This window comes from Kumtagia ephedrae (genome assembly GCF_003012745.1).
In the GTDB taxonomy this organism is placed as follows: domain Bacteria; phylum Pseudomonadota; class Alphaproteobacteria; order Rhizobiales; family Rhizobiaceae; genus Kumtagia; species Kumtagia ephedrae.
Genome location: NZ_PXYK01000009.1, coordinates 150,409 through 175,854 on the forward strand (window position 1 = coordinate 150,409; position 25,446 = coordinate 175,854).

A 25,446-nucleotide genomic window follows, 5' to 3' on the forward strand; every position below is an offset into this window, starting at 1 on the left:
CGCCTCTCGATAGCGGTGCGTCCTTCCTGTCGCCCTCAATGCCCCTCGAAGCCGATCAGCGTCCTGACCGGCACGCCCAGCGCCTCCAGCTTGGCGCGGCCGCCGAGATCGGGCAGATCGATGACGAAGCAGGCCGCGACGATGTCGGCGCCAATCTGGCGCAGCAGCTTGACCGCCGCCTCAGCGGTGCCGCCGGTGGCGATCAGGTCGTCGACCAGGATCACCTTCTCGCCGGTCGCCACGCCGTCCTTGTGCATCTCCATCTCGTCGATGCCGTATTCCAGGCTGTAGGCGACGCGCACGGTCTCGTGCGGCAGCTTGCCTTTCTTGCGGATCGGCACGAAACCGGCCGACAGCTGGTGCGCGATGGCGCCGCCGAGAATGAAGCCGCGCGCCTCGATGCCGGCGATCTTCTCGATCTTGGTCCCGGCATACGGATGCACCAACTCGTCGATCGCCCGCCGGAAGGCTCGGGCGTCACCGAGCAGCGTGGTGATGTCGCGGAACAGGATGCCCGGCCTGGGATAATCCGGAATGGTGCGGATCGCCGCAAGCAGCGTGTCTTCGAGGGAGGCTTTCATGACTCCAGATAATACGCGAACAGATGCCTGCACAATGCCAAAGCGCAAGCTGCAACAGGCAGGGTCCTGTCGGGGGGCCTGTAGGCTAAGCTTGCCACCCCCTTGATACCCCCCCTGTTCGAGATTATTGTCGCCTGAGCGGAGAATGCCCATGCAGCCGACCATATCCATAGAAGACACCACCATTTGGATTAGCCACGTCAAGGACGCAAAGCTCAAGCAGCGCTTGGATCAAATGGAAGAAAACGACACAATCCACCTCGTGGCTGATGGGGTCGTAGGACGATGGGTTAAAATGAGACGCGGCAGGGACGGTAGGCCGACACGCGGGATCAGGCCGGATGGCGAGATGAAGAGCATCTGGAACGAATGGTTCCGCCAGCGCAAAGGCGACCGGATCATCGTCCACGAAGTCCGGTTGGCCGACGACTATCTGAGGGAAGGCTCGGTTCTCTTCTCCGAATGGGAAAGCCCGGAGGACGAAGAGGCTTTCCGTGATCTTTGATCGTTACCAGGTCGTCGTCGTTCCCTATCCATTCCATGAAAGGCCGATCACAAAGCGGCGGCCGGCGTTGGTTCTGTCGGGCAGGCGGTTCAATGAGGAAAACGACCAGACGTGGGTTGCGATGATCACTACGGCAAGGGAAACGAGATGGCCAAGCGATGTTGCGATCAAGGATCTGGAGACCGCAGGACTTAAGCATCCATGCGTACTGCGGTTCCGCTTCCAGACGTTGCCAAACCAGATCTTCGTCAGGGCAATCGGCCAACTCGCCGGTCTCGACCGACTGGCCTGCGAGAGACAACTCGCTAGTATGCTACTCTAGCGGAACGAAAAGGGCGCCTTCCGGCGCCCTCGGTTCGCGAACGCCCGACCGATCCGATCAGTGCGGCACGGCCGACCACACCTTGCGCTTGGTGAGATAGACCAGCCCGGCGAACAGGATCAGGAAGGCGATGACGCTGAAGCCCGTCTGCTTGCGCGCCACCATGTGCGGCTCGGCCGCCCACATCAGGAAGGCCGCGACGTCGCGCGAATACTGGTCGACCGTCTCCGGCGAGCCGTCCTCGTAACTGACCTGGCCGTCGGTGATCGGCTGCGCCATGGCCAGCGACTTGCCGGCGATGAAATACGGGTTGTAGTGCGTGCCCGCGGCGATCTCCATGCCTTCCGGCGCCTCGTGACCGTAGCCCGTCAGCAGCGCGTGGATGTAGTCCGGCCCGCCCTCGGCATATTGCGTGAAGATGTCGAACACGAAGGTCGGGAAGCCGCGCTCCACCGCGCGCGCCTTGGCGATCAGCGAAAAATCTGGCGGCACGGCGCCGTTGTTGGCGGCGGCCGCCGCCGCGCTGTTCGGATAGGGCGACGGGAAATGGTCGGACGGGATCGCCGGCCGCTGGAACATCTCGCCGTCGGCATTCGGTCCGTCCTCGACCTCGTACTCGGCGGCGAGCGTCTTAACCTGCGCCTCGGAATAGCCGAGATCCTCCAGCGTGCGGAACGCCACCAGTTCCATCGAATGGCAGGCCGAGCAGACCTCGCGGTAGATCTTGAGGCCGCGCTGCAGCTGTGCCTTGTCGTAGGTGCCGAACGGCCCGGCGAAGGACCAGTCCATCTCGGCCGGCTTGTGGATCGGGAAATGCGTCGGCTCGGCCGCGCTGTGCCCTTCCTCTTCCGCGGCAGCCGCCACGCCGAGCGTGCAGGCGAACGCCAGGGAGGCCGCGGCTACGCCTTTGAGAATCTTGTTCATGCGGAAAGTCCCTCTCGAGATTCTCTGGCTCAGACCTTGGTTTCCGGCGCGGCGGTGGCGCCGGCGAGTTGGCCGGCTCCGGCCTTGTTCTTCTCCAGCACCGCCTCGGTGATCGAGTTCGGCAGGCGGCGCGGCGTCTCGATCAGGCCGAGGACGGGCATGATCACGATGAAGAAGCCGAAGTAGTAGAGCGTGGATAGCTGGGAGTAGCCGACATAGTTGCCCCTGAACTCGCCGGCGAACAGCAGCGTCAGCAGTCCGCCGCCTTCCGCCGGCCGCGAGCCGAGCCAGCCGAGGAAGATGGCATTGGCCACGAAGAGCCAGAAGAACAGCTTGTACCAGGGGCGGTAGACGGCCGAGCGCACCTTCGACGTGTCGAGCCACGGCACGATGAACAGCACCGCGATCGAGCCGAACATGGCCAGCACGCCGCCGAGCTTGGAGTCGATCGGCCCGATGTTGAAGGTGATGGCGCGCAGGATCGCGTAGAACGGCAGGTAGTACCATTCCGGAACGATGTGCGCCGGCGTCTTCAGCGGATCGGCCACGATATAGTTGTCGGGGTGGCCGAGATAGTTCGGGATGTAGAACACGAACCAGGCGAAGAACAGCAGGAACAGCACCATGGCGAAGCCGTCCTTGATCGTCGCATAGGGCGTGAAGGCGACGGTGTCGGTCTTGGACTTCACCTCGATGCCGGTCGGGTTGGTCTGGCCGACGACGTGCAGCGCCCAGACGTGCAGCACGACGACGCCGGCGATCATGAACGGCAGCAGGTAATGCAGCGCGAAGAAGCGGTTGAGCGTCGGGTTGTCCACGGCGAAGCCGCCGAGCAGCAGCTGCTGGATCCAGTCGCCAACCAGCGGGATGGCGGTGAAGAAGCCGGTGATGACGGTGGCGCCCCAGAAGGACATCTGGCCCCAGGGCAGCACGTAGCCCATGAAGCCCGTCGCCATCATCAGCAGGTAGATGATGCAGCCGAGGATCCACAGGAGCTCGCGCGGCGCCTTGTAGGAGCCGTAATAGAGGCCGCGGAAGATGTGGATGTAGACGGCGATGAAGAACATCGAGGCGCCGTTGGAATGCAGGTAGCGCAGCAGCCAGCCCGAATTCACGTCGCGCATGATCTTCTCGACCGAGTGGAAGGCCAGCGTCGTGTCCGCGGTGTAGTGCATGGCCAGCACCACGCCGGTCAGGATCTGCGACACCAGCATGATCGCGAGAATGCCGCCGAAGGTGTAGGCGTAGTTCAGGTTGCGCGGCACCGGATAGGCGATGAAGGAATCATACACCAGCCGCGGCAGCGGCATGCGTGCGTCGATCCACTTTCCAAGGCCAGACTTCGGCGTATAGGTCGAGTGTCCACCGCTCATGATGTGTCCCCCTGCAGCCTCAGCCGATGCGGATCTTGGTGTCGGAAACGAAGGCGAAGACCGGGACGGCAAGGTTCTCCGGAGCCGGGCCTTTGCGGATGCGTCCGGCAGTGTCGTAGTGCGAGCCATGGCAGGGGCAGAACCAGCCGCCGAAATCGCCCTGCTGGCCCAGCGGCACGCAGCCGAGATGCGTGCACACGCCGATCATCACAAGCCAGTTTTCCTTGCCGTCGCCCGCCGCGCGATCCTGGTCGGTTGCCGGTGCGTCGGCCGGCAGGTTGGCGTTGCGAGCGACCGGGTCCTTGAGCTCCGCCACCGGCACGGCCTTCGCTGCCTCGATCTCCTGAGGCGTGCGGTTGCGGATGAAGACCGGCCTGCCGCGCCACTTCGCCGTCAGCGACATGCCGGGCTCGAGCGCCGTCACGTCGACCTCGATCGAGGCCAGTGCAAGCGTGGAAGCGTCCGGGCGCATCTGGTCGATGAAAGGCCATGCCACGGCACCGGCGCCGACGACACCCGCCATGCCCGTTGCAATGTAGAGAAAATCGCGGCGGGTGGGTTCGATCGTATCGTTAGCGCTCACGGAACTGGCATCCTTTCGCCTTACCCCTTGCCGGTGGCAGAGCCTTGGTTCCGCTCAATACGCCGACCCGCATTCGCGTGGCGAAACGGGCTGGCGAAGTCCTCCGGCATTCGCGGTTGGTTTATGCGCGAAGATATCGCTTGTCCAGACGGTGGACCCCGGGACGGCAGATTGTCGCGGGGATAGCCTTGACGGCCACTGGTTTGACGCACAGTTGAGAATGAAGCATCGTAGCGTATGCCCGGGGCGCCCATGAATGCACCCTCCAAAACCCCAACCATCACCATGGTCGTCAGGGTGCCGGCAGGCTCACTTCGCCCCCAGCCTCGCCAGCACCTCGCGCGGAATGCCGTAGTCGCGGATGACGTCGTCGTGGCGCCTGAGGCCGCACAACTCGCGCTGGACGAAATAGCCATAGACCGCCTCGGCCGCTTCGCTGAGCAGCGCCCTGCGTTGGTCGGCCTCACCCTGGTGGGCGCGAAGCCGCGCCATGACCGCCTCGACCTTGCGTCCGGCCGTGCCGAGCGAGGTAGCCATCTCGGCGACGATCTCGTAGTCGAGCACCTCGAGGCCGGTGTGGCCGCGCGCCGCGAGATCGGTGCTGCCGGGCAGTTTCAACGCCATGACGGTCAGTTCCCCTGCCGTCCGCGCGTCGGGGGTCGCGCCAATCGCATGCGGTGCGTGGCGAATTCCTCGCCCTCCACCGGCTCAAAGCCTAGCGCCTCGTAGAAGCCGAAGGCTGTTTGCGCCGACCGCGTGTTGAGCACAGGAAAATGCTTCCGGGCCTTGTCGATGGCACTCCACACCAGCTGCCGGCCGACACCATTCATGCGGTGCGCCGTGCCGACATAGAGATGTCGCACGCGGCCCTCGCGTCGTCCTTTCACGTAGGGATCGACATTGAGCCCGCACACACCGGCAAGTTCTTTCTCCAGCCACGCCCCGAACAGCGCCTCGCCGCGCTTGTCGAATCGGTTGCGGCCATCCTCCCAGTTGTTCGCGAGGGTAACGAGCATCCAAAACCCTTCCTTCCGGCTTTCCTCCGCCAGCGCGGCGAACGCCTCGTGATCTGGGTCCAGGCGCTTGATTCGGTAGCGTGGTGTGCGGGCCAGCATGGCATCGCTCCATGAAAATCGGCATGCAGGTAAATGGGCATCGGCGGCGGGGAAAACCACCGCCTCCGCCCGCCCACGTGAGTTTCGGCAGACCTATTCTGCCGCCAACCGGTCGGGCAGGAAGCCACCAGACTGCCTCTTCCACAATTGCGCATAGAGGCCGCCCCTGGCGATCAGCGCCTCATGCGTGCCCTCCTCGACGACCCGGCCCCGGTCGAGCACGATCAGTCGGTCGAGAGCCGCGATGGTCGAGAGCCGATGCGCGATGGCGATGACCGTCTTGCCTTCCATCAGCCGGTAGAGATTGTCCTGGATGGCCGCCTCGACCTCCGAATCGAGCGCCGAGGTCGCCTCGTCGAGGATGAGGATCGGCGCGTCCTTCAGCATCATGCGGGCAATCGCGATGCGCTGGCGCTGGCCGCCGGAAAGCTTGACGCCGCGCTCGCCGACATGCGCGTCGTAGCCTTTGCGGCCGCGTGGATCGGCCACGCCCTTGATGAACTCATGGGCGGCCGCGCGCTTCGCCGCGTCCTCGATCTCGGCATGACCAGCGCCGGCGCGGCCGTAGCCGATATTGTCGTGGATGGAGCGGTGCATCAGCATCGCCTCCTGGCTGACCACGCCGAACTGGGCGCGCAGCGACGCTTGCGTTACCGAGCGCACGTCCTCGCCGTCGATCAGCACCCTGCCCTTCTCGACATCGAACAGGCGCAACGCCAGGTTGACGATGGTCGTCTTGCCGGCGCCCGACGGCCCGACCAGCGCCACCCGTTCACCGGAACGGATGTGCAGGTTCAGGTTCTCGATCACCCCGCCCCCCTTGCCGTAATGGAAGGAGACGTTTTCGAAACGGATGTCGCCCTTGGCCCGCGGCAGCACGGCTGCGTCGGTCGTGTCGCGGATCGCCGGCTCGACCGAGATGGTGCGCGTCGCGTCCTGCACGGTGGCGTAGTTGCGGATCAGCCCGTTGATGTTGAACATCATCCAGCCCGACATCTGGTTCAGCCGGAACACCAGGCCCATCGCCGCCGCGACGGCTCCCGTGGAAATCTCGCCGCGCGAAAAACTAAGCATGCACAGCGCCGCGATCACGCTCATCATGATGCCGTTGAGCAGTGCCACGGAGGAACGGACGGTGGTGACGGCCCGGGTCAGCCTTTTCACCGCGGCAAGAAAACGCTCCAGCCCGTCGCGGATATAGGCGTGCTCGCGCCGGCCGCTGTCGAACAGCTTTACCGCCATGATGTTGGTGAAGGCATCGACCAGGCGGCCGTTGAAGATCGAGCGCTCGTCGGCGGTCGCCCGGCCCGCCCGTCGCATCTCCGGCAGCAGGAAGTAGACGATCGCCGCATAGCCGGCGAACCACAGCGCCACCACCACGCCCATCCACGGATCAACGGAAACCAGGATCGTGATCGCCAGCACGATGAAGGTCAGGAACGACCACATGGTCTGCAGCACGTTGAGGATGAAGTCGCCGACGGCCTCGCCGCCTTGCATGATCTTGGTGGCGATCCGCCCGGCGAAGTCGTTCTGGTAGAAATCGTAGGGCTGCTCGATGACCCGGCGGAACGCCTGCCAGCGCACCATCGAGAAGAAGCCCGGCACCACCACCTGCTGCTCGACCACGGCGGAGGCGATCATGACGATGGTGCGCACCACGAGCAGTAGAGCGAGCAGGCCTGCGAGTTCCCGCCAATGGTCGGTGAACAGCGTTGCCGGATTGGCGTGGTCGAGCAGGTCGATCAGCCAGCCGACGGCCCAGTAGAGCGCAGCGTCCACCGCGCCGGCCGCACCGCCGACGAGGAGCAGCAGCACGAACGGCCAGCGCGCCTGGTTGGCGAAATACAGGATGAAACGCCACGCATCCTGCGGCAGCACCTCGCGGTCGGTGTCCTGGAACGCGTCGACGGAATTCTCGACCCGCTGCCACAGCCGTTCGCGAAAGCCGGTCTCATTCATGCAGCAGCCTTTCGCGGGCTCGAGTCGCAGTTCGCACAAAAATGTGCGATACTTCTGCCTGGGCAACGGGTGGCGACATGAAACGTGAAGCCTTAATTCGCGAGCTTCGCAAATGGGCCAGGAAGAAGGGCGTATATTTCGAGGTCATCGACGACAAGGGCAGGGCTCCCACTGTCGAGTTGAGCTAGGCCCCAGAACGACCATTATCAAGTCGGGCGAGTTGAGGCCCGGCTATGTGGCACTTATCAAGAGGCAATTAGGTGTCGAGTGAGCCGCCTTTCGCAGCTATCTGCCAAGGGAGCCAGACGGAGAGTATTATCCCCATGAACTATGTCTATCCTGCGATCTTCCATCCGGAATCCGATGGCGGCTTTCTTGTAACCTTCCCGGATGTGCCGGGGGCGATTACCCAGGGTGACGATTTTCTGGATGCCAAAGCCAGCGCTTCCGATGCCCTGGGATTAGCGCTGCGTGGGTACCTTGTGCACGACAAACCGCTGCCGATTCCCTCTAAGCGCAAAGCCAGCCAAGTCGACGTGCCCGTCGAAATGGCCAACGCCCTGAAAATTGCCGTCATCGAAGCCTTTCGCGCTTCCGGCATGTCCAAGTCTGAGTTCGCCAGACGGCTCGGAAAGGCGGAGAACGAGGCGCGCCGTATCCTCGACCCCGACCACCCTACCAAGCTCGCCACGCTTGATGCGGCACTCAAGCTGTTCGGTAAGCAAGTGTTTGTCTCGATCGGAGACGCGGCGTGAAGTGCCGTCCCGAACGGCAGCGTCGGCCGCCGTCACCAGCGGAGCGGGGTCTCTCATAAACCTCACTCCGCCGCCGCCTTTTCCACCTCGCCGGCCTCGTCGTCAGGCAGGAACCCGCCGGACTGCCGCTGCCAGAGCTGCGCATAGAGGCCCTGCCTGGCGATCAGCTCGTCATGCGTGCCGTCCTCGATCACCGACCCCTTGTCCATGACGATCAGCCGGTCCATCGCCGCGATGGTGGAGAGCCGGTGCGCGATGGCGATCACCGTCTTGCCCTCCATCAGCCGGTAGAGGTTCTCCTGGATCGCCGCCTCGACCTCGGAATCCAGCGCCGAGGTCGCCTCGTCGAGGATGAGGATAGGCGCGTCCTTCAGCATGACGCGGGCAATGGCGATGCGCTGGCGCTGGCCGCCGGACAGCTTTACGCCGCGCTCGCCGACATGCGCGTCGAAGCCCCTCCGCCCCTTCGGATCGCTCAGCGCCGCGATGAAGTCGAGCGCCTCGGCCTTGCGCGCCGCCTCGACCACCATCGCCTCGGTGGCGTCCGGACGACCGTAGAGGACGTTCTCGCGGACCGAGCGATGCAGCAGCGAGGTATCCTGCGTGACCATGCCGATATTGGCCCGCAGCGTATCTTGCTTGACCGCCGAGATGTCCTGCCCGTCGATGAGGATGCGCCCGCTCTCCAGGTCGTAGAAGCGCAGCAGCAGGTTGACCAGCGTCGACTTGCCGGCGCCCGAGCGGCCGACGATGCCGACCTTCTCGCCCGGCCGCACCTGGATCGACAGGTTGTCGATGACGCCCTTGCCCTTGCCGTAATGGAAGCCGACGCGGTCGAAGACGATGTCGCCCTCGGTGACGGTGATGTCCTTGGCGTCCGGCTTGTCCTCGACGAGGCGCGGCAGCGAGATCGAGTTGATGCCGTCCTGCACCGTGCCGATATTCTCGAACAGGCTCGACATTTCCCACATCACCCAGTGCGACATGCCCCACATTCTCAGCACCACGCCGATGGCCACCGCCACGGCGCCGACCGACACCAGGTTCTCGAGCCAAAGCCAGATCGCGACAGCGCTGACGCCGACCAGCAGCGCCGCGTTCAGCAGACCGAGCAGCACGAACAGCGTGGTCACCAGCCGCATCGACCTGTAGACGGTGTCCATGAAGCCGCTCATCGCGTCCCGCGCATAGGTGGCTTCGCGCCGCGCATGCGAGAACAGCTTCACCGTCTGGATGTTGGCGTAGCTGTCGGCAATGCGGCCGGTCATGGTCGAGCGCGCGTCGGCCTGCTCCTCGCCGACCTTGCCGAGGCGCGGAATGAAATAGCGCAGCAGCCAGACGTAGCCCGCCAGCCAGACGAGCAGCGGCAGCATCAGCCGCCAGTCGGCCGAGCCCACCAAGACCAGCACGCTGACGAAATAGATGCTGACATAGTTCAGCACCTCGAACAGCTTTATGATGCAGTCGCGCACCGCCAGCGCCGTCTGCATCAGCTTGGTCGCGATGCGGCCGGCGAATTCGTCCTGGTAGAAGGTCATCGACTGCTTGAGCAGGTAGCGGTGGACCTGCCAGCGGATGCGCATGGGATAGTTGCCCATCACCGTCTGCTGGGTCAGCATCTGGCGCACCAGATCGAGCCCCGGCGAGATCACCAGGATGATCAGGGCCATGCCGGCGAGCTTCCAGCCCTCCGTCTGCAGGAACGTCGCCCGATCGGCGTTGGACAGCCAGTCGACGATGCTGCCCATGAAGCCGAACAGCCAGACTTCGATGACGGCGAGCACCGCCGACAGCACCGTCGAGACGATGATGTAAGGCCACGAGCCCCTGGTGTAGTGCAGGCAGAAGGCGATCAGCGTCTTCGGCGGCTCAGTCGGCTCGGCTGCCGGGAACGGATTGAGCCTCTTTTCAAACCAGGCGTACATGGACTTGGTCTTTCTCGAACGAATCGATGCCGGAGCGCGCTTTCAAAGGGCGCGCCCCCTCGGTCTGTTGCCGGCCGGCGATCCCGGCTCGAATCTGTGCTCCACGACGCTGCGCGCAAGATAGGATGTCCGGGACGCGCCGCCGAGAGCCGCACTGCGCGTTCCTGACATTTCGCCTCCGGCCGCGCGGATCGGCGCGCCGGCGATGCTCCGCCGGAACGCCAGCAGCAGCCGTTTCAGCAGCGCCGGCCGGTACGGCGCCCGCTCGGCGCGGGAGAAGTCCACGTCCGGCAGGGCGCCGCGATGCGGCCGCCGCTGCGCCCCATCGCCGGCCCGCCCCTGCCCGAGCGCCAGCGCCCAGGCGGCGAGCCGCGCCTCGTCGAGTCGGATAGGATCGTCCGGATCACGGACGAGAAGCATGTGCGGGCCTGCTTGCCCGCGAACGGAAAGGAAAGACATCGCAAAATCCTTCGAGAACCAGGAATGGGTTCCGGCGGGAATCGCGACGATCAGGTTTTTGCAGAGCTGATTTGAAACGTCGAACCGATGCCGCCGTCAGGCGAAAAGCCCACGATTGGGGCGGTGGATATCTACGGTCATCATGAATTCCATATCCGCCTCCGTCGGTTCGAGTTGACAATGCCCGCCCTATAGCCGCATTCGGCCGAAAATGCCACCCAGAAAAGCCGACAGGACCAACCTGCGGCTGCGGTGTGGCCGTCCGGCAACGCGCCTTCGGAACCAGATCTTGGCCACGCTCCGCATCGCCCTCTACCAGCCCGACATCGCCGGCAACACCGGCACCATCCTGCGCATGGCCGCCTGCTTGGGGCTCGCCGTCGACATCATCGAGCCGGCCGGCTTCGACCTCTCCGATCGGGCGCTCCGGCGCGCGGGCATGGACTATCTGGAAATGGCCGCGCTGACCCGCCACCTCGACTTCGCCAGTTTCGACGCCTGGCGCCATCACGAACACAGGCGGCTCGTGCTGCTGTCGACCAGGGCGGCGAGGCCCTACACGCAATTCTGTTTCGCCCCGTCCGACATTCTTCTGTTCGGCCGCGAATCGGCCGGGGTTCCGGACGCTGTCCATGATACGGCCGACGCGCGCCTGCTGATCCCGATGCCGGGCGGGGGCCGCAGCCTCAACGTGGCGCTTGCCGCGGCCATGACCGTCGGAGAGGCGATCCGCCAGGTGGGCTGAGTTCGACACGTCGTTCCTCATGATTTGCAATCGTCAGGAGTCCTTGATAAGACCTAAACTAATATTGAGGTCAAGGGAGAGCTGCATGGCGCGGGAACTGACCGTCGGACAGGTTGCCGAGCGCAGCGGCGTCGCGGTCTCGGCGCTGCATTTCTACGAGGCCAAGGGGCTGATCAGGAGCCAGCGCACCGCCGGCAACCAGCGCCGCTACGGCGGCGACGTGCTGCGCCGGGTCGCGGTGATCCGCATCGCCCAGGAGGTCGGCATCTCGCTGGCCGACATCGGCAAGGCGCTCGATTCCCTGCCGGAGGGGCGCACGCCCACCCGCCAGGATTGGAGTCTGCTTTCAAAGGGCTGGCGCGAAGATCTCGACCGTCGCATCAGGCAATTGGAGGCCCTGCGCGACGGCCTGGACGACTGCATCGGCTGCGGCTGCCTGTCGATCGACCGCTGCCGGCTGCGCAACCCGGACGACCGGCTCGGCAAGGAAGGCGCCGGAGCGCGCAGGCTTGTCGACGGGCGGTCGACAAGTTAAGCCGGCCCCCGATAGGACCTGTCGATGAGCCAACCGACCGCTCTAAGCGGACCCAGCTTTCATCTCCGCACGGTAAGGGACTCGACAAAGCTCGTCTTGTTCTTCGGCGGCATCGGCGCCCGCGACGGCCGTTTCCAGTACTGGAAGGTCGGCAAGGCGCTCGACGCGCATTGCCTCTTCCTCAGCGACGCACGCAAGCACTGGTACCAGGGGGGCGTGCCGGGGCTCGGCGACGACCTCGAGGCGACCCTCGACAGCATCCGCCGGTGGGCCGTCGTGCTCGGAACCGACGAAATCTACGCTTTCGGCCAGAGCATGGGGGCGCATGGCGCGATTCTCTACGGCGCCAGGCTCGGCGCGAGGGTGATAGCGTTCGGCGCCGAGACCATCCTGCGGCTGGAGAGCAGCCGCAGCATGAGGATGCTCGCCGCCGACGCGCATATCGCCCACCCTGACCTGCTCGATGCGATAATCGCGGCGGAGAAGCCCATCCTCACCTTCGCCAGCGAAGAGGATCCGATCGACCTCTATTGCATCGACCGCGTTAACGGCCTGCCCAACTGCCGGGCGCGAACCATCACCGGATACAAGCACGATCTGGCAACCCACCTGCATCGGGCCGACCAGTTGGTGCCCATGCTCAGGACGTTCGTCGACAATCGGCCGATCCCCCTGCTCCAGAACGAAGGCCGCGCGCTTTCTCATCCCGGCTTCGCCGAGGCCTTCTACGATCTCTTCCGTCACGTCAGGGCCGGCCGTTACGACGAGGCCGCAGCGGCCGGGACGTTCGCCGTTTCACTCTACCCGCGCTCCGCCTATGCCTCCTACCTGACCGGCAAGGCGCTGTTCGCCATGAAGCAGATCGGCCCGGCGCGGCCGCATCTGGAGAATGCGCTCACCCTCGCCCCGAGCGAGCCCGGCTATCGATTTCTGATGGGCCGGTGCCTGGCGCAGCTTCGGGAATACGATCGGGCGATCGCCATCTTCGACGGCATCATCGCTGAGCGGCCGGACTCCGCCGGCGCCTTCCACCAGATAGCCGGCATCCGCTACCGGCAATGCGATCTTCTGCAGGCGCTGGCGGCGTCGCGACGCGCCGTGGCGCTTGCGCCCGCTATCAAGGTCTACGCCACCCTGCGCGACAAGATCGAGGCCAGGCTGGCCGTGTCGCCGGCACAGGCCGCGCCTGCTCTGCCCGACGATCCCATGCAGCCGGACCAAACCAAACTGTCCGGCTTGTATCGATCCGTCGTGGAGGTCGTGTCGCGGCGCCGGTGACCACAATCAGTCCGCGGCCGGCAGCCGCCGGATCGTGAACTCGATGATGTCGTTCGGCCGCTCGAACCAGCTCTCGATTGCCGTCCAGTAGGCCTGCTTCGGCCAGCGGTCGAACCATTCCTGTGCCTTCTGCCGGGCGTCGGGTCGCGGCAGCACGAAGGTCTCGCGGATAAAACCGTCGCCAAGTCTCGTCCGACCTTCCGCGCGGGCGCGGTCGAGCTGCCTCCTAAGGCCGTCGAGCGGCGGTCTTTTCGGCGCGGGCACCGGTAAACCTCCTGCGACTAAGACGCTCACTTGCATGAGATTAGGGATCGCCGGCAAAAATACGAGTCATTTTGTGCCGCCCGGCGTGTATGTCGTCCGGCGTGGCAAACGGAGAATGATCATGGAGCGTCCACAGCTCGCGCCTGGCCTGCCGGCCGACATCGAGGATCGCAAGGCAACGGCGAAAGCCTGGTTCGAAGAGCTGCGCGACCGCATCTGCGCCGCCTTCGAGACGATCGAGGACGATCTTGCCGGCCCCCTCGCCGATCGCCCCGCAGGCCGTTTCGAACGCACGCCCTGGCAGCGCGAGGCCGGCGCGGGCGGCGGCGGGGTGATGTCGGTGATCCACGGCCGCGTCTTCGAGAAGGCGGGAGTGCACACCTCGACCGTCCATGGGGAATTCTCGCCGGAGTTCCGAAAGCAGATACCGGGCGCCGAGGAGGACCCGCGCTTCTGGGCGAGCGGCATCTCGCTGATCGCCCATCCGCAAAATCCCAATGTGCCGGCCGTCCACATGAACACCCGCATGGTGGCGACCTCGCGCTGGTGGTTCGGCGGCGGCGCCGACCTGACGCCGGTGCTCGACCGTCGCCGCACGCAGGAGGATCCGGACACCCTCGCCTTCCATGCCGCCATGCAGGGGCCTTGCGGCAAGCACGCGGCCATCGCCGACTATGAGAAGTTCAAGACCTGGTGCGACGAATATTTCTTCCTCAAGCACCGCAACGAGCCGCGCGGCGTCGGCGGCATCTTCTTCGACTGGCTGCAGCCAACACCCGAGCAAGGCGGCTGGGATGCCGGCCTCCGCTTCGTGCAGGATGTCGGCCTCGCCTTCCTCGATATATATCCCCGCCTTGTCCGCGAGAACTTCAACGAGGCGTGGACGGAGGCCGACCGCGACGAGCAGCTCGTGCGTCGCGGCCGCTACGTCGAGTTCAACCTGCTCTACGACCGCGGCACGATCTTCGGCCTGAACACCGGCGGCAACGTCGCCGCGATCCTCTCCAGCCTGCCGCCGGAGGTGAAATGGCCCTGATCGGTCCGATCACGATCGCGCGAGCCGCGCCGCGGCGATGGTGACTTTCGCGAAAACCCCGATATAGAGGCGCCGCCATTTGGGTGCCGGGCCGAAGAAAGCCCGCGTCGATGGTTGAGGGAGAGGGTGGGCGGTCGACAAGGCACGCAGCCTGTAAAATTCGCCTTAACTTTTCGCTGACAGGGTTTTGCCCATGGCCAGAATGCGTGCGCTTGGCTGCGCCTTGCTCGTTCTTCTTTCCGCATCCGCAACGGCCCGGTCAGCCGAACGACCGTCATCGTGCGGGAGCGGGTCCGTTCCGACTGAAACGATCGTCGATCGGACAACCGACGACATCCTGCCGACAGCCTGTGTCCTGAGAATCGCACCGGAGGACGGCGTGACCAAAAAACCCGTCGAGAACCGCCGCTCGAAACTCCCGCCGGCCGCCACCGCTGCGATCGAGCGCGTCAAGCAGTTCAAGGTCGTCTACAAACGGCCGAAAAATCCGTCGGGCGAAACCATGGTGCTGCTGCACGGCTCCGGCGGTAACGAAACGACCCTGATTCCGCTCGCGTCCCGGCTGGCGCCGGGCGCCACGCTGATGGGCGTGGCCGGCCGGGTCACCCAGGAGGGCACCACGCGCTGGTACCAGCGCATATCGCCAATCGCCTTCGACCAGACCGATATCCGCGCCGAGGCGGAGGCATTCGCCACCTTCCTGCGCAATCAGGTCAAGACCGAGAAGCTCGATCTCAAGCGCACCGTCTTCATCGGCTATTCGAACGGCGCCAACCTGCTCGCCGCCCTCTGCCTGCTGCATCCCGGCCTGGTCGAGCGCGCCGCGCTACTGCGGCCCATGCCGGTGCTGGACGAGGTCCCGCAGGCCGATTTGAGGAAGACCCGCTTCCTGATCGTCGTAGGCGAATCCGACGAGACCTACGCACCTTACGGTCCGCGGCTGGAAAAGATCCTGCGCGATCACGGCGGCCGCGTCGAAGCCAAGGTGGTCAAGACCGGCCATCTGCTCGGTGACGAAGATGTCAGGGTCGTGGCCGATTGGCTCGGCGCCGCCAATGCGGTGTCCAAGAACTGAGAGCTACCCTCGCCTGGACATGCAGGGCAAGTCGACGACCCCCGCGCGCGTCAAGGTCGCCAGGTGATGCCGCCTGACCAGGCGACGGGCGGGGCCCGAAGCTCCGCCCTCGAAGGGGCAACCAAAGCCCGTGGTTTGTGTTATGGTGGCAGCCTGACCTGGAAGAGGAAGGAGAAAGCCGATGAAGGAATTCCAGTGCGGATCGCTCGTCCCCGGCTGCGACTGGCATACCCGTCATCAGGACGAGGCCGAGGTGATGCGCCGCGCCGTGGAACACCTGCGCGAGATTCATGGCGAGACCATCATCCGCGAGACCATGATCGAGGCCATCCGCTCGCGCATCGAGAAGGTTCGCGACGCGGCCTAGCCCCCCTCCCCCGCGAGCCTCGCGGCGCGCTCGAGCAGCGCGTCGCGCGCCAACGAGAATCCCGACATCACCCACTCTTCTTCCAGCCGGCGCAGCAGCGCGCCGAGATCTGGTCCGTCTTCGACCCCGAGCGCCTTGAGATCGGCTCCCTTCAGCGGGAAAACCGGCTTCCGCCATGTCGCCGCGCGTTTGAGCAGCCGCGCATAGGTGCCCGCCTCCACCAGCGCCTCCGTCTCCGCCACCGCGCGACCGCGCGCCGAAACCAGCGACAGGCGCAGGCGGTCGCATATGCCTTGCGGAGACCCCCGGTAGAGCAGGCGCGCCAGTGCGGTGTCACTGGTTGTCGCAGCCAGCGGGGAAGCCTTCGCCCAGTCGGCCAGCCGCGCCGCCTCCGCCTTCGACAGGCGCAGCCGCTCGGCGAGCGTCGCCATGCGACCGGCATCGGGGGGCACGATGGCCTCCAGCCTCAGCATCGCGTCGGCCGGCCAGCCGAGATCGCGCTCGGTACCGACCAGCCCGTGCACGGCGTCGATGCCCCATTTCTCGCTTTCCGGCAGGGCGCGGGTGAGCACGCTTGCCTGACGCATCCACAGAAGCGCCCGTGACGGGTCGGAGGCCGACAGCAGCTTCTTCAGCTCCGCCCACACCCGCTCGGCCGAAAGCCCGTCGATCCCATCCTTCAGCCGCGCGCACGCCTTCAGCCCCTCCGCGTCCGGCCGCCCGGACCCGTACCAGGCGAAGAAACGGAAGAAGCGCAGGATGCGCAGAAAATCCTCGCGGATGCGTTTTTCGGGATCGCCGATGAAGCGGATGGTGCGGGTCTCGATGTCGGCGAGCCCGCCGACAAGATCGATCACCGTGCCGTCGGCCTCGGCATAGAGCCCGTTGATGGTAAAGTCGCGGCGTTCGGCGTCCGCCTGCCAGTCGCGGCCGAACCGCACTTTTGCCCGCCGCCCGTCCGTCTCGACATCGGCGCGCAGCGTCGTCACCTCGTAGGGCCGTCCGGCGGCGACCAGCGTGATGGTGCCGTGCTCGGCGCCCGTCGGCACCGCCTTGAAGCCGGCGGCCTCGCCGCGCCGGATCGTCTCGTCCGGCGTCACCGTGGTGGCGATGTCGATGTCGGCCACCGGCTCCCCCAGCAGCGCATTGCGCACCGCCCCGCCGGCGATGCGCGCCTGCTCGCCGCCTTCCGCGAGGATGGCGAGTAGCGCCTGCAGGTGCCGATCCTGCAGCCAGTCGGCGCGGCCAGCCAGCGTCGCCGTGCCGCTCACGCGTACAGCCTCTCGTAGAGGGTGCGGATGATGCCGGCGGTCACGCCCCAGATGCGCCGCCCATCATAGGGCATATCGTAGAAGAACCATTCCCGGTCGCCCCAGAAGCGGCTGCCGCGCGCGTGGTTGACCGGGTCCATGAGGAAGGCCAGCGGCACCTCGAAGGCGGCGTCCACCTCGTCGGGATTGAGCACGAGTTCGAAGCCCGGCCGCACGATCGACAGCACCGGCTTGATCCGGTAGCCGCTGCCCGCGACATAGTCCGGCATCTGCCCCAGCACCTCGACATGGGTCGCCGGCAGCCCGATCTCCTCTTCCGCCTCGCGCAGCGCCGCCCGCTCCGCCGTGCCGTCCTCGGGATCGACGCGCCCGCCCGGAAAGGCCACCTGGCCGGTATGGTTGCGCAAGGTCTCGGCCCGCTTGGTGAGCAGCATGGTGGCCATGTCGCCGTGGTCGATGATGGGGATCAGCACGGCCGCCTCGCGCAGGCCGTTCGGATGATTGAGCCGCGGATGTCCCGGATTGAAGCGGTGGTCGCCGTCTTCATCGGGATGGATGAGGAAATTCTCCTCGCGCCCGGCGCGGCGGCGGAAGTCCTCCGCCGTGTAGAGTGTCGACGCCCCCCGCATCCGCTCAGGCGCTCAGCCGCCGCAGATGCTCGGCCGGCATGATCGGATAGACCTCGCCCTTCGAGCGCACGGCGAAGGTCGGGACGCCGCCGACATCGATCTCCTCGCCATGCGACACCAGCTCGTACATGACCGGCCGCGCCAGCAGCGCCTCCAGCCGCCCGCGCACCAGCACGTATGGCTTCAGGCCGCCGGTCTCGGGCTCGTCGACGAAACGCAGCGGATTGCCCGGACCGGCCTCCACCACGTCGCCGACATTGGTCCGGAACGTGATGACCTGGCCGTCGCCCTCGCCCGAAACGTTCATCTCGACCGCCACGAAGGGCGCGTCAGCGACGCGGATGCCGACCTTCTCCACCGGCGTGACCAGATAGGTTTTGCCGTCGTCGTCCTTGCGCAGCACGCTCGAGAATAGCTGCACCAACGGCATGCGGCCGATCGGCGTGCCGAGATAGAACCAGGTGCCGTCCGCCCGGATCTCCATGTCGAGATCGCCGCAGAAGGGCGGATTCCAGCGTTCCACCGGCGGCGGCCCCTTGCCGGCGCGCGTCGCCCGCCCGATCAGCGCGGACAGGCCGGCGGCGTCGCCGGCCCCGCCCATCTGCTGCGTCGCCTCGTGCTGATTGCTGTGCATGGTCACGAAATAGTCACTGTTGTCTCGCTTGTCAGCCGGGTGGGGCTATTTAAGTTTGCAGTTCGGCACTGCAACATCTTTGCACCTGAGTCGGAACCGGACCGCACTGGCCCGGTTGTAGGCGAGAAAGGCCCGAGGCATGAGCGCAATCATCAAGGATCCCGCCCTCAGCGAAGGGGAGATGATCGCACAGGCCGAGCGGGCGCTGGCCGACATATCGCGCATCCGCGAAGGCGTCGGACGCGTCATCTTCGGCCAGGAGAGCGTCATCGAGCGCACCCTGGTCGCCCTGCTCGCCGGCGGACACGCGCTGCTGGTCGGCGTCCCCGGCCTCGCCAAGACCAAGCTGGTCGAGACGCTCGGCATCGTGCTCGGCCTAGATGCCCGCCGCATCCAGTTCACGCCCGACCTGATGCCCTCCGACATCCTCGGCTCCGAGGTGATGGAGCAGGACGAGACCGGCCGCCGCTCCTTCCGCTTCATCTCCGGTCCGATCTTCGCCCAGTTGCTGATGGCCGACGAGATCAACCGCGCCAGCCCGCGCACCCAGTCGGCGCTGCTGCAATCCATGCAGGAATACCACGTCACCGTGGCCGGCGCCCGTCACGACCTGCCCTCGCCCTTCCACGTGCTGGCGACGCAGAACCCGCTCGAGCAGGAAGGCACCTATCCGCTGCCCGAGGCGCAGCTCGACCGCTTCTTGATGCAGATCGACATCCTCTATCCCGAGTTGGAGGCGGAGCGCCGCATCCTGCTGGAGACCACCGGCGTCGACGAGGCGAAGGCGCTCAACGTGCTGACGCCGGAGCGGCTGCGCGAGATCCAGCGCCTGATCCGCCGCATGCCGGTGCCGGAGAGCGTGATCGAGACGATCCTGAGGCTGGTGCGCTCGGCCCGCCCCGGCCAGGGCGACGCCGACACCGACAAGCACGTCGCCTGGGGTCCCGGCCCCCGGGCCAGCCAGGCGCTGACTTTGTGCGCCCGCGCCCGCGCCCTTTATGACGGCCGGCTGGCGCCTTCGGTCGACGACGTGAAGGCGTTGGCCGAGCCTGTGCTGCAGCACCGCATGGCGCTGACCTTCGCGGCACGTGCCGAGGGCATGACCGTGCGCGACGCGGTCGCGAGGCTGGTGAAAGGGCTCTGATGGCGCGGATCGGCGAGGCGTCGTCTCCGGTCGTCGCCAGCGAGGCACTGGCCCGCGCCCGGCTCCGCGCCTCGCTGGTCCCCGACCTGTTGGTCGAGGCCCGCCGCGTCGTCTCCACCGTGATCAGCGGCTGGCACGGCCGCCGCAAGCGCGGCATCGGCGAGAATTTCTGGCAGTTCCGGCCTTATGTGGAGGGCGAGGCGCTGGCGCGCATCGACTGGCGCCGCTCCGCCCGCGACGACCACACCTATGTGCGCGACCTCGAATGGGAAGCGGCGCACACCGTCTGGCTGTGGGCCGATCCCTCCCCCTCGATGCTCTACAAGTCCACCTCCGCGTCCGTCTCCAAGCAGGCACGCGCCCTGGTGCTCGCGCTGGCGCTGGCCGAACTCCTTTCGCGCAGCGGCGAGCGCATCGCCTGGCCGGGGCTGACGGACCCAATCACCTCCCGCAGCGGCGCCGAGCGCATCGCAGCGCTGCTCGCCCATACGCCGGCCCTGCCTGTTCGTCCTGACCTCTCGACGATCCGCCGCTTCTCGGACATCGTGATCGCCGGTGACTTCCTCGATCCCGTCGAGGAAACGCAGGAGTGGCTCGACGTGCTCGCCCGCCACGGCGTGCGCGCGCATCTGATCGAGGTCGCTGACCCGGCCGAGGAGACCTTCCCCTATGCCGGTCGCACCGAGTTCACCGACCCCGAGACCGGCGACAAGCTGACGGCCGGCCGCGCCGAACTGCTCGGCGACGATTACCGTCGCCTCTATTTGGCCCGCCGCCAGGAGCTCGGTGCCTGGTGCCGCCGCCTCGGCTGGAGCTACACGGTCAACCACACCGACCGCCTCGCGTCGGAGGCGCTGGTGCGCGTCCACATCGCGATGTCGGCCGAGACCAGCTACGCATCGGGGGTGCGGGCATGACTCTGCACTCCCACTCCCGCGGGCCGAGGCCCTCGCCATGAGCTGGCTGCCGCTCTCCTTCGGCCTGCCGGCGGTGCTGTGGGGACTGCTCGCCCTGCCGGTCATCTGGTGGCTGCTGCGGCTCACCCCGCCGCGGCCGCAGACCGAGCTGTTTCCGCCGCTGCGCATCCTGCAGAAGGTGCTGAAGCGCGAGGAGACGCCGCACCAGAGCCCATGGTGGCTGACGCTGCTCCGGCTGGTGATGGCGGCTCTGGTGATCATGGCGCTGGCCGAACCGGTGTTCAATCCGCGCGAGCGGGTGGAGACGGGCGGGAGCGCGCTGGCGCTGGTGATCGACAATGGCTGGTCGAGCGCAGCCGACTGGGACCGTCGCGTCGCCACCGCCGAGCGGCTGATCGCCGACGCGGCGCGGACGAGCACGCCTGTGCTGCTCGCCTTTACGGCGGAAAAGCCCAATGCCGAGATCGGTCCGTTCGACGCGGAGGCCGCGCGCGACCGGCTGCGTGCCGCCGAGCCGCGGCCGATCCCCACCGACAGGACAGCCGTCTATGCCCGTGTCGCCGATGCTCTGCGCAGCCAGCCCGGTGCCGCCGTCGCGGTGCTCGCCGACGGGCTCGCCGCCCCCGGCGACGACGGTGCCTTCGCCACCTTGTTCGCCAACCACACCGGGCCGGTCATCTGGGCCGTCCCGGAACGGCTCTCCGCGCTTGGCCTGACCGCCACGGAAAATGCCGTGGAAGGCTTCACGCTGACGGCCATCCGCCCGCCGGGCGACGCGGCGCCGCGGCAGGTGACCGCCGGCGCCTTCGACGATCGCGGCCGCCGTATTGCCGACGCCACGCTAGCCTTCGGCCTTGGCGAGACCGCAGCGGCAGGCACGATGCGGGTGCCCTTCGAACTCAGGAACGACTTCGCCTCGGTTGCCATCGACGGCGAGCAGCAGGCTGCGGCCGTGCGCGTGCTCGACGAGAACGCCAAGCGCCGCCGCGTCGGGCTGATCTCGCAGTCGGAAGCCGATCAGGCGCAGCCGCTGTTGTCGCCGCTCTACTACATCCGCAACGCGCTGCAGCCTTTCGCCGACCTGATCGAGACCTCCAATCCCGATCTTGCCGTCGCGATTCCGCAACTGATCGAGCAGAACCCGGCGATGATCGTCCTCGCCGACGTCGGCACCCTGCCGGAGACCGCGCACGCACGGCTTGTCGACTGGGTGAGAAACGGCGGCACGCTGGTGCGTTTCGCCGGCTCCAAGCTCGCCGCCGCCGAGCCCGACACGGACCTTCTGCCGGTACGACTGCGCACCGGCGAGCGCGCGCTCGGCGGCACGCTGTCCTGGACCGAGCCGCAGCGCGTGGCGGAATTCCCCGCCAACGGACCGTTCTCGGATCTGTCGCCGCCGAACGAGGTGACGGTGATGCGGCAGATATTGGCCGAGCCGACGCCCGACATCGTCGAGCGCACCTGGGCGAGCCTGGCGGACGGGACGCCGCTGGTCACCGGCGACCGCCGCGAGGACGGCACCATTGTGCTTTTCCACATCACGCCGCAGGCGACCTGGTCGAACCTGCCGATCTCGGGCACCTTCGTCGAGATGCTGCGCCGGCTGGTGCAGTTGTCGCGCAACCAGGGCACGGCCGCCGCCAATGCCGAAGGCCGCATCGCCACGCTGGCGCCCTACCGCATGATCGCAGCGAACGGCGCCCTGGTGCCGCCGACGCCTGATGCGCGGCCGCTGGCGGTCCGAACGGACCGCGCACCGGTCACCATCGAGAACCCGCCCGGCCTTTACGGCACCGAGGAGGGCCTGTATGCCCACAATCTCCTTGCGGCCGACACGCGCTTCGAACCGCTGGCCCGCCCGGAGATCCCTGCGCCGGTGACCGAATTGCGCTATGCTTTCGACGAATCGCGGGATCTGAAGGGGCCGCTCGTGGCTGCCGCCCTGGCGCTGATGGTGCTCGACACGCTGGCCGTGCTCTGGATGAGCGGCGCCTTTGCCCGTCGCACGCGCAGGCCAGCCACGCCGCCGGCGGGAACCGCTGCCGTTGTCCTGCTCGCCCTCGGCCTGCTTGCCCCCTTCGCCGACCGAGCCGCCGCGCAGGACGCCAAGCCGGGCGACGCCGAGGCGGTCGAAGCGATCTCGGTCACGCGGCTCGCCTATGTGATCACCGGCGACAACGGCATCGATGCGATCAGCCGCGCCGGCCTGTCGGGCCTGACGCGCTTCCTGGTCGACAAGACCGCGCTTGAGCCCGGCCAGCCGCAAGGGGTCGACATATCGAGGGACGAGCTCGCCTTCTACCCGCTGATCTACTGGCCGATCGATCCTGCTGCGCCGATGCCGTCGCAGGACGCGATCGCACGCGTCGACGCCTACATGCAGCAGGGCGGAACGGTGCTGTTCGACACGCGCGACCAGTATGCGACGAGTTTCGCCGATGGCGCGGCAAGTCCTTCCACGCAGCGCCTGCGCGATATCCTGGCCGACCTCAACGTGCCACCACTGGAGCCGGTCCCGGCCGACCACGTGCTGACCAAGGCTTTCTACATCCTTCCCGACTTCCCCGGCCGTTACAATGGCAGCCCGCTGTGGGTCGAGGCGTCGCTCGACGCCAGCAACGCCGACAACCGGCCGGTGCGCACCGGCGACGGCGTCACCCCGATCATCATCACCGCCAACGACCTCGCCGGCGCCTGGGCGGTCGACGAGAACGGCGACGCGATGTTGCCAACCGTTCCCAACGACCCCATGCAACGCGCCTACGCGCTGCGCGCCGGCGTCAACATCGTCATGTATATGCTCACCGGCAACTACAAGTCCGACCAGGTGCACGTGCCGGCCTTGCTGGAAAGGCTGGGGCAGTGAGAATGGGCGGCCACTTGCATCGAGAGGGGGGCAGCGTAGGGCGCAAAGCTGGCGACGAATTCGGCCGGCGGTCGCCCACTGATCGGATTCGGATTCCATGAACTGGTCGATCGCCTTCGAGCCTCTGCTCTCCTGGCCATGGCTGGCTGCGGTGCTGGTGCCGGTCGCATTGCTGGCGCTTGCCGGCCTGTGGCTGCGCCGTCGCGGCGCATTGCTGCGCCTTGCCGCCCTTGCCGCGCTGGCGCTTGCTCTCGTCAACCCCGTCCTCCTCGACGAGGAGCGCGAGCCGCTGAAAAGCGTGGTGGCCCTCGTCGTCGACCGCAGCCAGAGCCAGGACATCGGCGAGCGCACCAGCCAGGCCGACCAGGCGCTGGCCGGCATGCAGGAGCGGCTTGCCCGCTTCCGGCAGTTCGAGGTGCGGGTGGTGGAGGCCGGCCGGGCCGACGCCGCCGACGACCGTACCCAGACACGGCTGTTCGGTTCGCTGGACAGCGCCTTCCGCGACGTGCCCGCCTCGCGCATCGGCGGCGCGGTCATGATCACCGACGGCCAGGTCCATGACGTACCCGCCCAGGCCGATGCCGGCGCCGCGCCGCTGCACGCGCTGATCACGGGCGACGAAAACGAGATCGACCGGCGCATCCGCTTCGAGAACGCGCCGCGTTTCGGCATCGTCGGCAAGCCGATCGACATGACCTATCGGGTGATCGCCACCGGCGACCAGCGCGGCACGGTCGACGTGCGCGTGTCGGTGAACGGCCAGCAGGTGTCGGTCGAGCGCGCCGAGATCGGCCGCGAGATGCAGCTTCAACTCACTATCCCGAATGCCGGCCGCAACATCGCCGAGCTCGCCATCGATCCGGTCCCCGGCGAAATCACCGACACCAACAACCGCGCCATCGCCCTGCTCGACGGCATCCGCGAGAACCTGCGCGTGCTGCTGGTCTCGGGCGAGCCGCACGCCGGCGAGCGTAGCTGGCGCAACCTTTTGAAGTCCGACGCCTCGGTCGATCTCGTCCATTTCACCATCCTGCGGCCACCGGAGAAGCAGGACGGCACGCCGATCAACGAGCTGTCGCTGATCGCCTTCCCGACGCGCGAACTGTTCGTCGAGAAGATCGACGACTTCGACCTCATCATCTTCGACCGCTACCAGCACCGCGACGTGCTGCCGATCCTCTATTATGACTACATCGCCGAGTATGTGGAGAAGGGTGGCGCGCTGCTGATCGCCGCCGGACCGGAATATGCCGGTGAAAGCTCGATCGCCCGCACGCCGCTGATGTCGACGCTGCCGGCGTTGCCGACCGGCGACGTTCTGGAAGAGGCGTTTTATCCGCGCCTCACCGAGACGGGGAAACGCCATCCGGTGACCCGCGGCCTGGAAGGCTCGGCCTTCGAGCCGCCGCACTGGAGCCGCTGGTTCCGCCTCATCGGCATCGAGCAGCCGGAAGGCATGGCGGTGATGAAGGGGCCGGACGAGCGGCCGCTGCTTCTGCTCGACCGCAAGGGCGAAGGCCGCGTCGGCATGTTCCTGTCCGACCAGGGCTGGCTGTGGGCGCGCGGTTTCGAGGGCGGCGGCCCGCATGTGGCGCTCTACCGCCGCATCGCCCACTGGCTGATGAAGGAGCCGGAGCTCGAGGAGGAGCGCCTGACCGCCGACGGCCGCGGCATGGTGCTCGACATCCGCCGCCAGACCATGAGCGACGATCCCGGCCCGGCGCAGGTGATCACGCCCTCCGGCCGGGCGATCAGCGTGCCGCTGACGCCGGCCGAGCCGGGCCTGTTCCTCGGCAGCGTCGAGACTAGCGAGATCGGTCTCTATCAGGTCGGCAACGGCAACCTGTCGGCGCTCGCCCATATCGGCCCGGTCAACGCGCCCGAGTTCGCCGACACCGTCTCGACCGAGGAGGTGCTGCGCCCCGCCGCCGAGGCGAGCGGCGGCAGCGTGCGGCGGCTGGCCGGGTTGACCGGCGTCTCCCTGCCGGCGATCGTGCCGGTGCGCGGCCAAGCCGCCGCCGCCGGCCGCGACTGGATCGGCCTGCGCACCACCGACGACAGCGTGCTCAAGTCGGTCTCCCGCGTGCCGCTGTTCGGCGGTTTCTTCGGGCTCGCTTTGCTGCTGCTGGCGCTTGGCTCGATGTGGTACCGCGAGGGGCGGTAAGTTCGTCCGGTTCGGCA

The 25,446-nt window shown here is 66.8% G+C and carries 26 protein-coding genes; 13 read left to right on the forward strand and 13 right to left on the reverse strand.

The window, feature by feature from the left end:
* Positions 1-35: 35 nt before the first annotated feature.
* Complete coding sequence (locus tag C7I84_RS11545; RefSeq protein ID WP_106772335.1) at positions 36-581, reverse strand: adenine phosphoribosyltransferase; 546 nt, start codon at positions 579-581, stop codon at positions 36-38.
* Positions 582-732: 151 nt separating this feature from the next.
* On the opposite strand from C7I84_RS11545, the gene C7I84_RS11550 reads away from it, so the two are divergent.
* Together C7I84_RS11550 and C7I84_RS31020 are read left to right on the forward strand one after the other, a co-directional pair.
* A complete protein-coding gene (locus tag C7I84_RS11550) occupies positions 733-1,086 on the forward strand; it encodes a hypothetical protein (protein WP_106772336.1) in 354 nt (117 codons plus the stop codon).
* Positions 1,076-1,408, forward strand: a complete 333-nt coding sequence (locus C7I84_RS31020; protein WP_106772337.1) for a type II toxin-antitoxin system PemK/MazF family toxin — start codon at positions 1,076-1,078, stop codon at positions 1,406-1,408. The genes C7I84_RS11550 and C7I84_RS31020 overlap by 11 nt, the downstream gene beginning before the upstream one ends.
* 57 nt (positions 1,409-1,465) lie before the next feature.
* On the opposite strand, the gene C7I84_RS11560 is transcribed toward C7I84_RS31020, so the two are convergent.
* From C7I84_RS11560 to C7I84_RS11585, 6 genes are all read right to left on the reverse strand, one after another.
* The gene (locus C7I84_RS11560) at positions 1,466-2,332 is read right to left on the reverse strand and encodes a cytochrome c1 (protein WP_106772338.1); all 867 of its coding nucleotides are present in this window, start codon (positions 2,330-2,332) and stop codon (positions 1,466-1,468) included.
* Positions 2,333-2,361: 29 nt separating this feature from the next.
* Complete coding sequence (locus C7I84_RS11565) at positions 2,362-3,705, reverse strand: cytochrome b (protein WP_106772339.1); 1,344 nt, start codon at positions 3,703-3,705, stop codon at positions 2,362-2,364.
* Positions 3,706-3,724: 19 nt separating this feature from the next.
* A complete protein-coding gene (petA, locus tag C7I84_RS11570) occupies positions 3,725-4,288 on the reverse strand; it encodes a ubiquinol-cytochrome c reductase iron-sulfur subunit (protein WP_106772340.1) in 564 nt (187 codons plus the stop codon).
* Between the two features lie 309 nt (positions 4,289-4,597).
* Positions 4,598-4,912, reverse strand: a complete 315-nt coding sequence (locus tag C7I84_RS11575; protein ID WP_106772341.1) for a DUF6665 family protein — start codon at positions 4,910-4,912, stop codon at positions 4,598-4,600.
* Positions 4,913-4,917: 5 nt separating this feature from the next.
* The gene (locus tag C7I84_RS11580; RefSeq protein WP_106772342.1) at positions 4,918-5,403 is read right to left on the reverse strand and encodes a GNAT family N-acetyltransferase; all 486 of its coding nucleotides are present in this window, start codon (positions 5,401-5,403) and stop codon (positions 4,918-4,920) included.
* 93 nt (positions 5,404-5,496) lie between these two features.
* The gene (locus C7I84_RS11585) at positions 5,497-7,365 is read right to left on the reverse strand and encodes an ABC transporter ATP-binding protein (RefSeq protein WP_106772343.1); all 1,869 of its coding nucleotides are present in this window, start codon (positions 7,363-7,365) and stop codon (positions 5,497-5,499) included.
* 323 nt (positions 7,366-7,688) lie between these two features.
* Between C7I84_RS11585 and C7I84_RS11595 the strand changes: the two genes are divergently transcribed.
* On the forward strand, positions 7,689-8,120 hold the full coding sequence (locus C7I84_RS11595; protein ID WP_106772344.1) for a type II toxin-antitoxin system HicB family antitoxin: 432 nt from the start codon (positions 7,689-7,691) through the stop codon (positions 8,118-8,120).
* 62 nt (positions 8,121-8,182) lie between these two features.
* Here the strand turns inward: C7I84_RS11595 and C7I84_RS11600 are convergent, their stop codons facing one another.
* A complete protein-coding gene (locus tag C7I84_RS11600) occupies positions 8,183-10,045 on the reverse strand; it encodes an ABC transporter ATP-binding protein (protein ID WP_106772345.1) in 1,863 nt (620 codons plus the stop codon).
* Positions 10,046-10,087: 42 nt separating this feature from the next.
* Complete coding sequence (locus tag C7I84_RS11605; protein WP_106772346.1) at positions 10,088-10,465, reverse strand: hypothetical protein; 378 nt, start codon at positions 10,463-10,465, stop codon at positions 10,088-10,090.
* Between the two features lie 325 nt (positions 10,466-10,790).
* On the opposite strand from C7I84_RS11605, the gene C7I84_RS11610 reads away from it, so the two are divergent.
* The 3 genes from C7I84_RS11610 (at position 10,791) to C7I84_RS11620 (ending at position 13,062) form a co-directional block, all read left to right on the forward strand.
* The gene (locus tag C7I84_RS11610) at positions 10,791-11,249 is read left to right on the forward strand and encodes a tRNA (cytidine(34)-2'-O)-methyltransferase (protein WP_106772385.1); all 459 of its coding nucleotides are present in this window, start codon (positions 10,791-10,793) and stop codon (positions 11,247-11,249) included.
* A gap of 85 nt (positions 11,250-11,334) precedes the next feature.
* Entirely contained in the window at positions 11,335-11,784 is a 450-nt protein-coding gene (gene soxR / locus C7I84_RS11615; protein ID WP_106772347.1) for a redox-sensitive transcriptional activator SoxR, read from the forward strand.
* Positions 11,785-11,808: 24 nt separating this feature from the next.
* The gene (locus C7I84_RS11620) at positions 11,809-13,062 is read left to right on the forward strand and encodes a tetratricopeptide repeat protein (protein ID WP_106772348.1); all 1,254 of its coding nucleotides are present in this window, start codon (positions 11,809-11,811) and stop codon (positions 13,060-13,062) included.
* Positions 13,063-13,068: 6 nt separating this feature from the next.
* Here the strand turns inward: C7I84_RS11620 and C7I84_RS11625 are convergent, their stop codons facing one another.
* Positions 13,069-13,326, reverse strand: coding sequence for a hypothetical protein (locus C7I84_RS11625; protein ID WP_106772349.1), 258 nt, complete (start codon positions 13,324-13,326; stop codon positions 13,069-13,071).
* Positions 13,327-13,447: 121 nt separating this feature from the next.
* Here C7I84_RS11625 and hemF point away from each other — a divergent pair, with 121 nt between their 5' ends.
* The 3 genes from hemF (at position 13,448) to C7I84_RS11640 (ending at position 15,804) form a co-directional block, all read left to right on the forward strand.
* Positions 13,448-14,362 carry an oxygen-dependent coproporphyrinogen oxidase gene (gene hemF / locus C7I84_RS11630; protein ID WP_106772386.1) on the forward strand — a complete coding sequence of 305 codons (915 nt, stop codon included), beginning with the start codon at positions 13,448-13,450 and terminating at the stop codon, positions 14,360-14,362.
* Positions 14,363-14,741: 379 nt separating this feature from the next.
* The gene (locus tag C7I84_RS11635) at positions 14,742-15,437 is read left to right on the forward strand and encodes an alpha/beta hydrolase (RefSeq protein ID WP_245428400.1); all 696 of its coding nucleotides are present in this window, start codon (positions 14,742-14,744) and stop codon (positions 15,435-15,437) included.
* A 181-nt stretch (positions 15,438-15,618) separates the two neighbouring features.
* Entirely contained in the window at positions 15,619-15,804 is a 186-nt protein-coding gene (locus C7I84_RS11640; protein WP_106772350.1) for a DUF1059 domain-containing protein, read from the forward strand.
* On the opposite strand, the gene C7I84_RS11645 is transcribed toward C7I84_RS11640, so the two are convergent.
* The 3 genes from C7I84_RS11645 to C7I84_RS11655 are packed head-to-tail and all read right to left on the reverse strand — an operon-like array spanning position 15,801 to position 18,338.
* Positions 15,801-17,075, reverse strand: a complete 1,275-nt coding sequence (locus C7I84_RS11645; RefSeq protein WP_106772351.1) for a CCA tRNA nucleotidyltransferase — start codon at positions 17,073-17,075, stop codon at positions 15,801-15,803. The genes C7I84_RS11640 and C7I84_RS11645 overlap by 4 nt on opposite strands.
* Entirely contained in the window at positions 17,072-17,704 is a 633-nt protein-coding gene (locus C7I84_RS11650; protein WP_106772352.1) for a CoA pyrophosphatase, read from the reverse strand. The genes C7I84_RS11645 and C7I84_RS11650 overlap by 4 nt, the downstream gene beginning before the upstream one ends.
* Positions 17,705-17,708: 4 nt before the next feature.
* On the reverse strand, positions 17,709-18,338 hold the full coding sequence (locus C7I84_RS11655) for a DUF1285 domain-containing protein (RefSeq protein ID WP_106772353.1): 630 nt from the start codon (positions 18,336-18,338) through the stop codon (positions 17,709-17,711).
* A 139-nt stretch (positions 18,339-18,477) separates the two neighbouring features.
* Between C7I84_RS11655 and C7I84_RS11660 the strand changes: the two genes are divergently transcribed.
* From C7I84_RS11660 to C7I84_RS11675, 4 genes are all read left to right on the forward strand, one after another.
* The gene (locus C7I84_RS11660) at positions 18,478-19,482 is read left to right on the forward strand and encodes an AAA family ATPase (RefSeq protein ID WP_106772354.1); all 1,005 of its coding nucleotides are present in this window, start codon (positions 18,478-18,480) and stop codon (positions 19,480-19,482) included.
* Positions 19,482-20,399, forward strand: coding sequence for a DUF58 domain-containing protein (locus C7I84_RS11665; RefSeq protein ID WP_106772355.1), 918 nt, complete (start codon positions 19,482-19,484; stop codon positions 20,397-20,399). Before C7I84_RS11660 ends, C7I84_RS11665 begins: the two co-directional genes overlap by 1 nt.
* 37 nt (positions 20,400-20,436) lie before the next feature.
* Positions 20,437-23,265, forward strand: coding sequence for a DUF4159 domain-containing protein (locus tag C7I84_RS11670; protein ID WP_106772356.1), 2,829 nt, complete (start codon positions 20,437-20,439; stop codon positions 23,263-23,265).
* Between the two features lie 97 nt (positions 23,266-23,362).
* Entirely contained in the window at positions 23,363-25,429 is a 2,067-nt protein-coding gene (locus tag C7I84_RS11675; protein ID WP_106772357.1) for a hypothetical protein, read from the forward strand.
* Positions 25,430-25,446 lie beyond the last annotated feature (17 nt).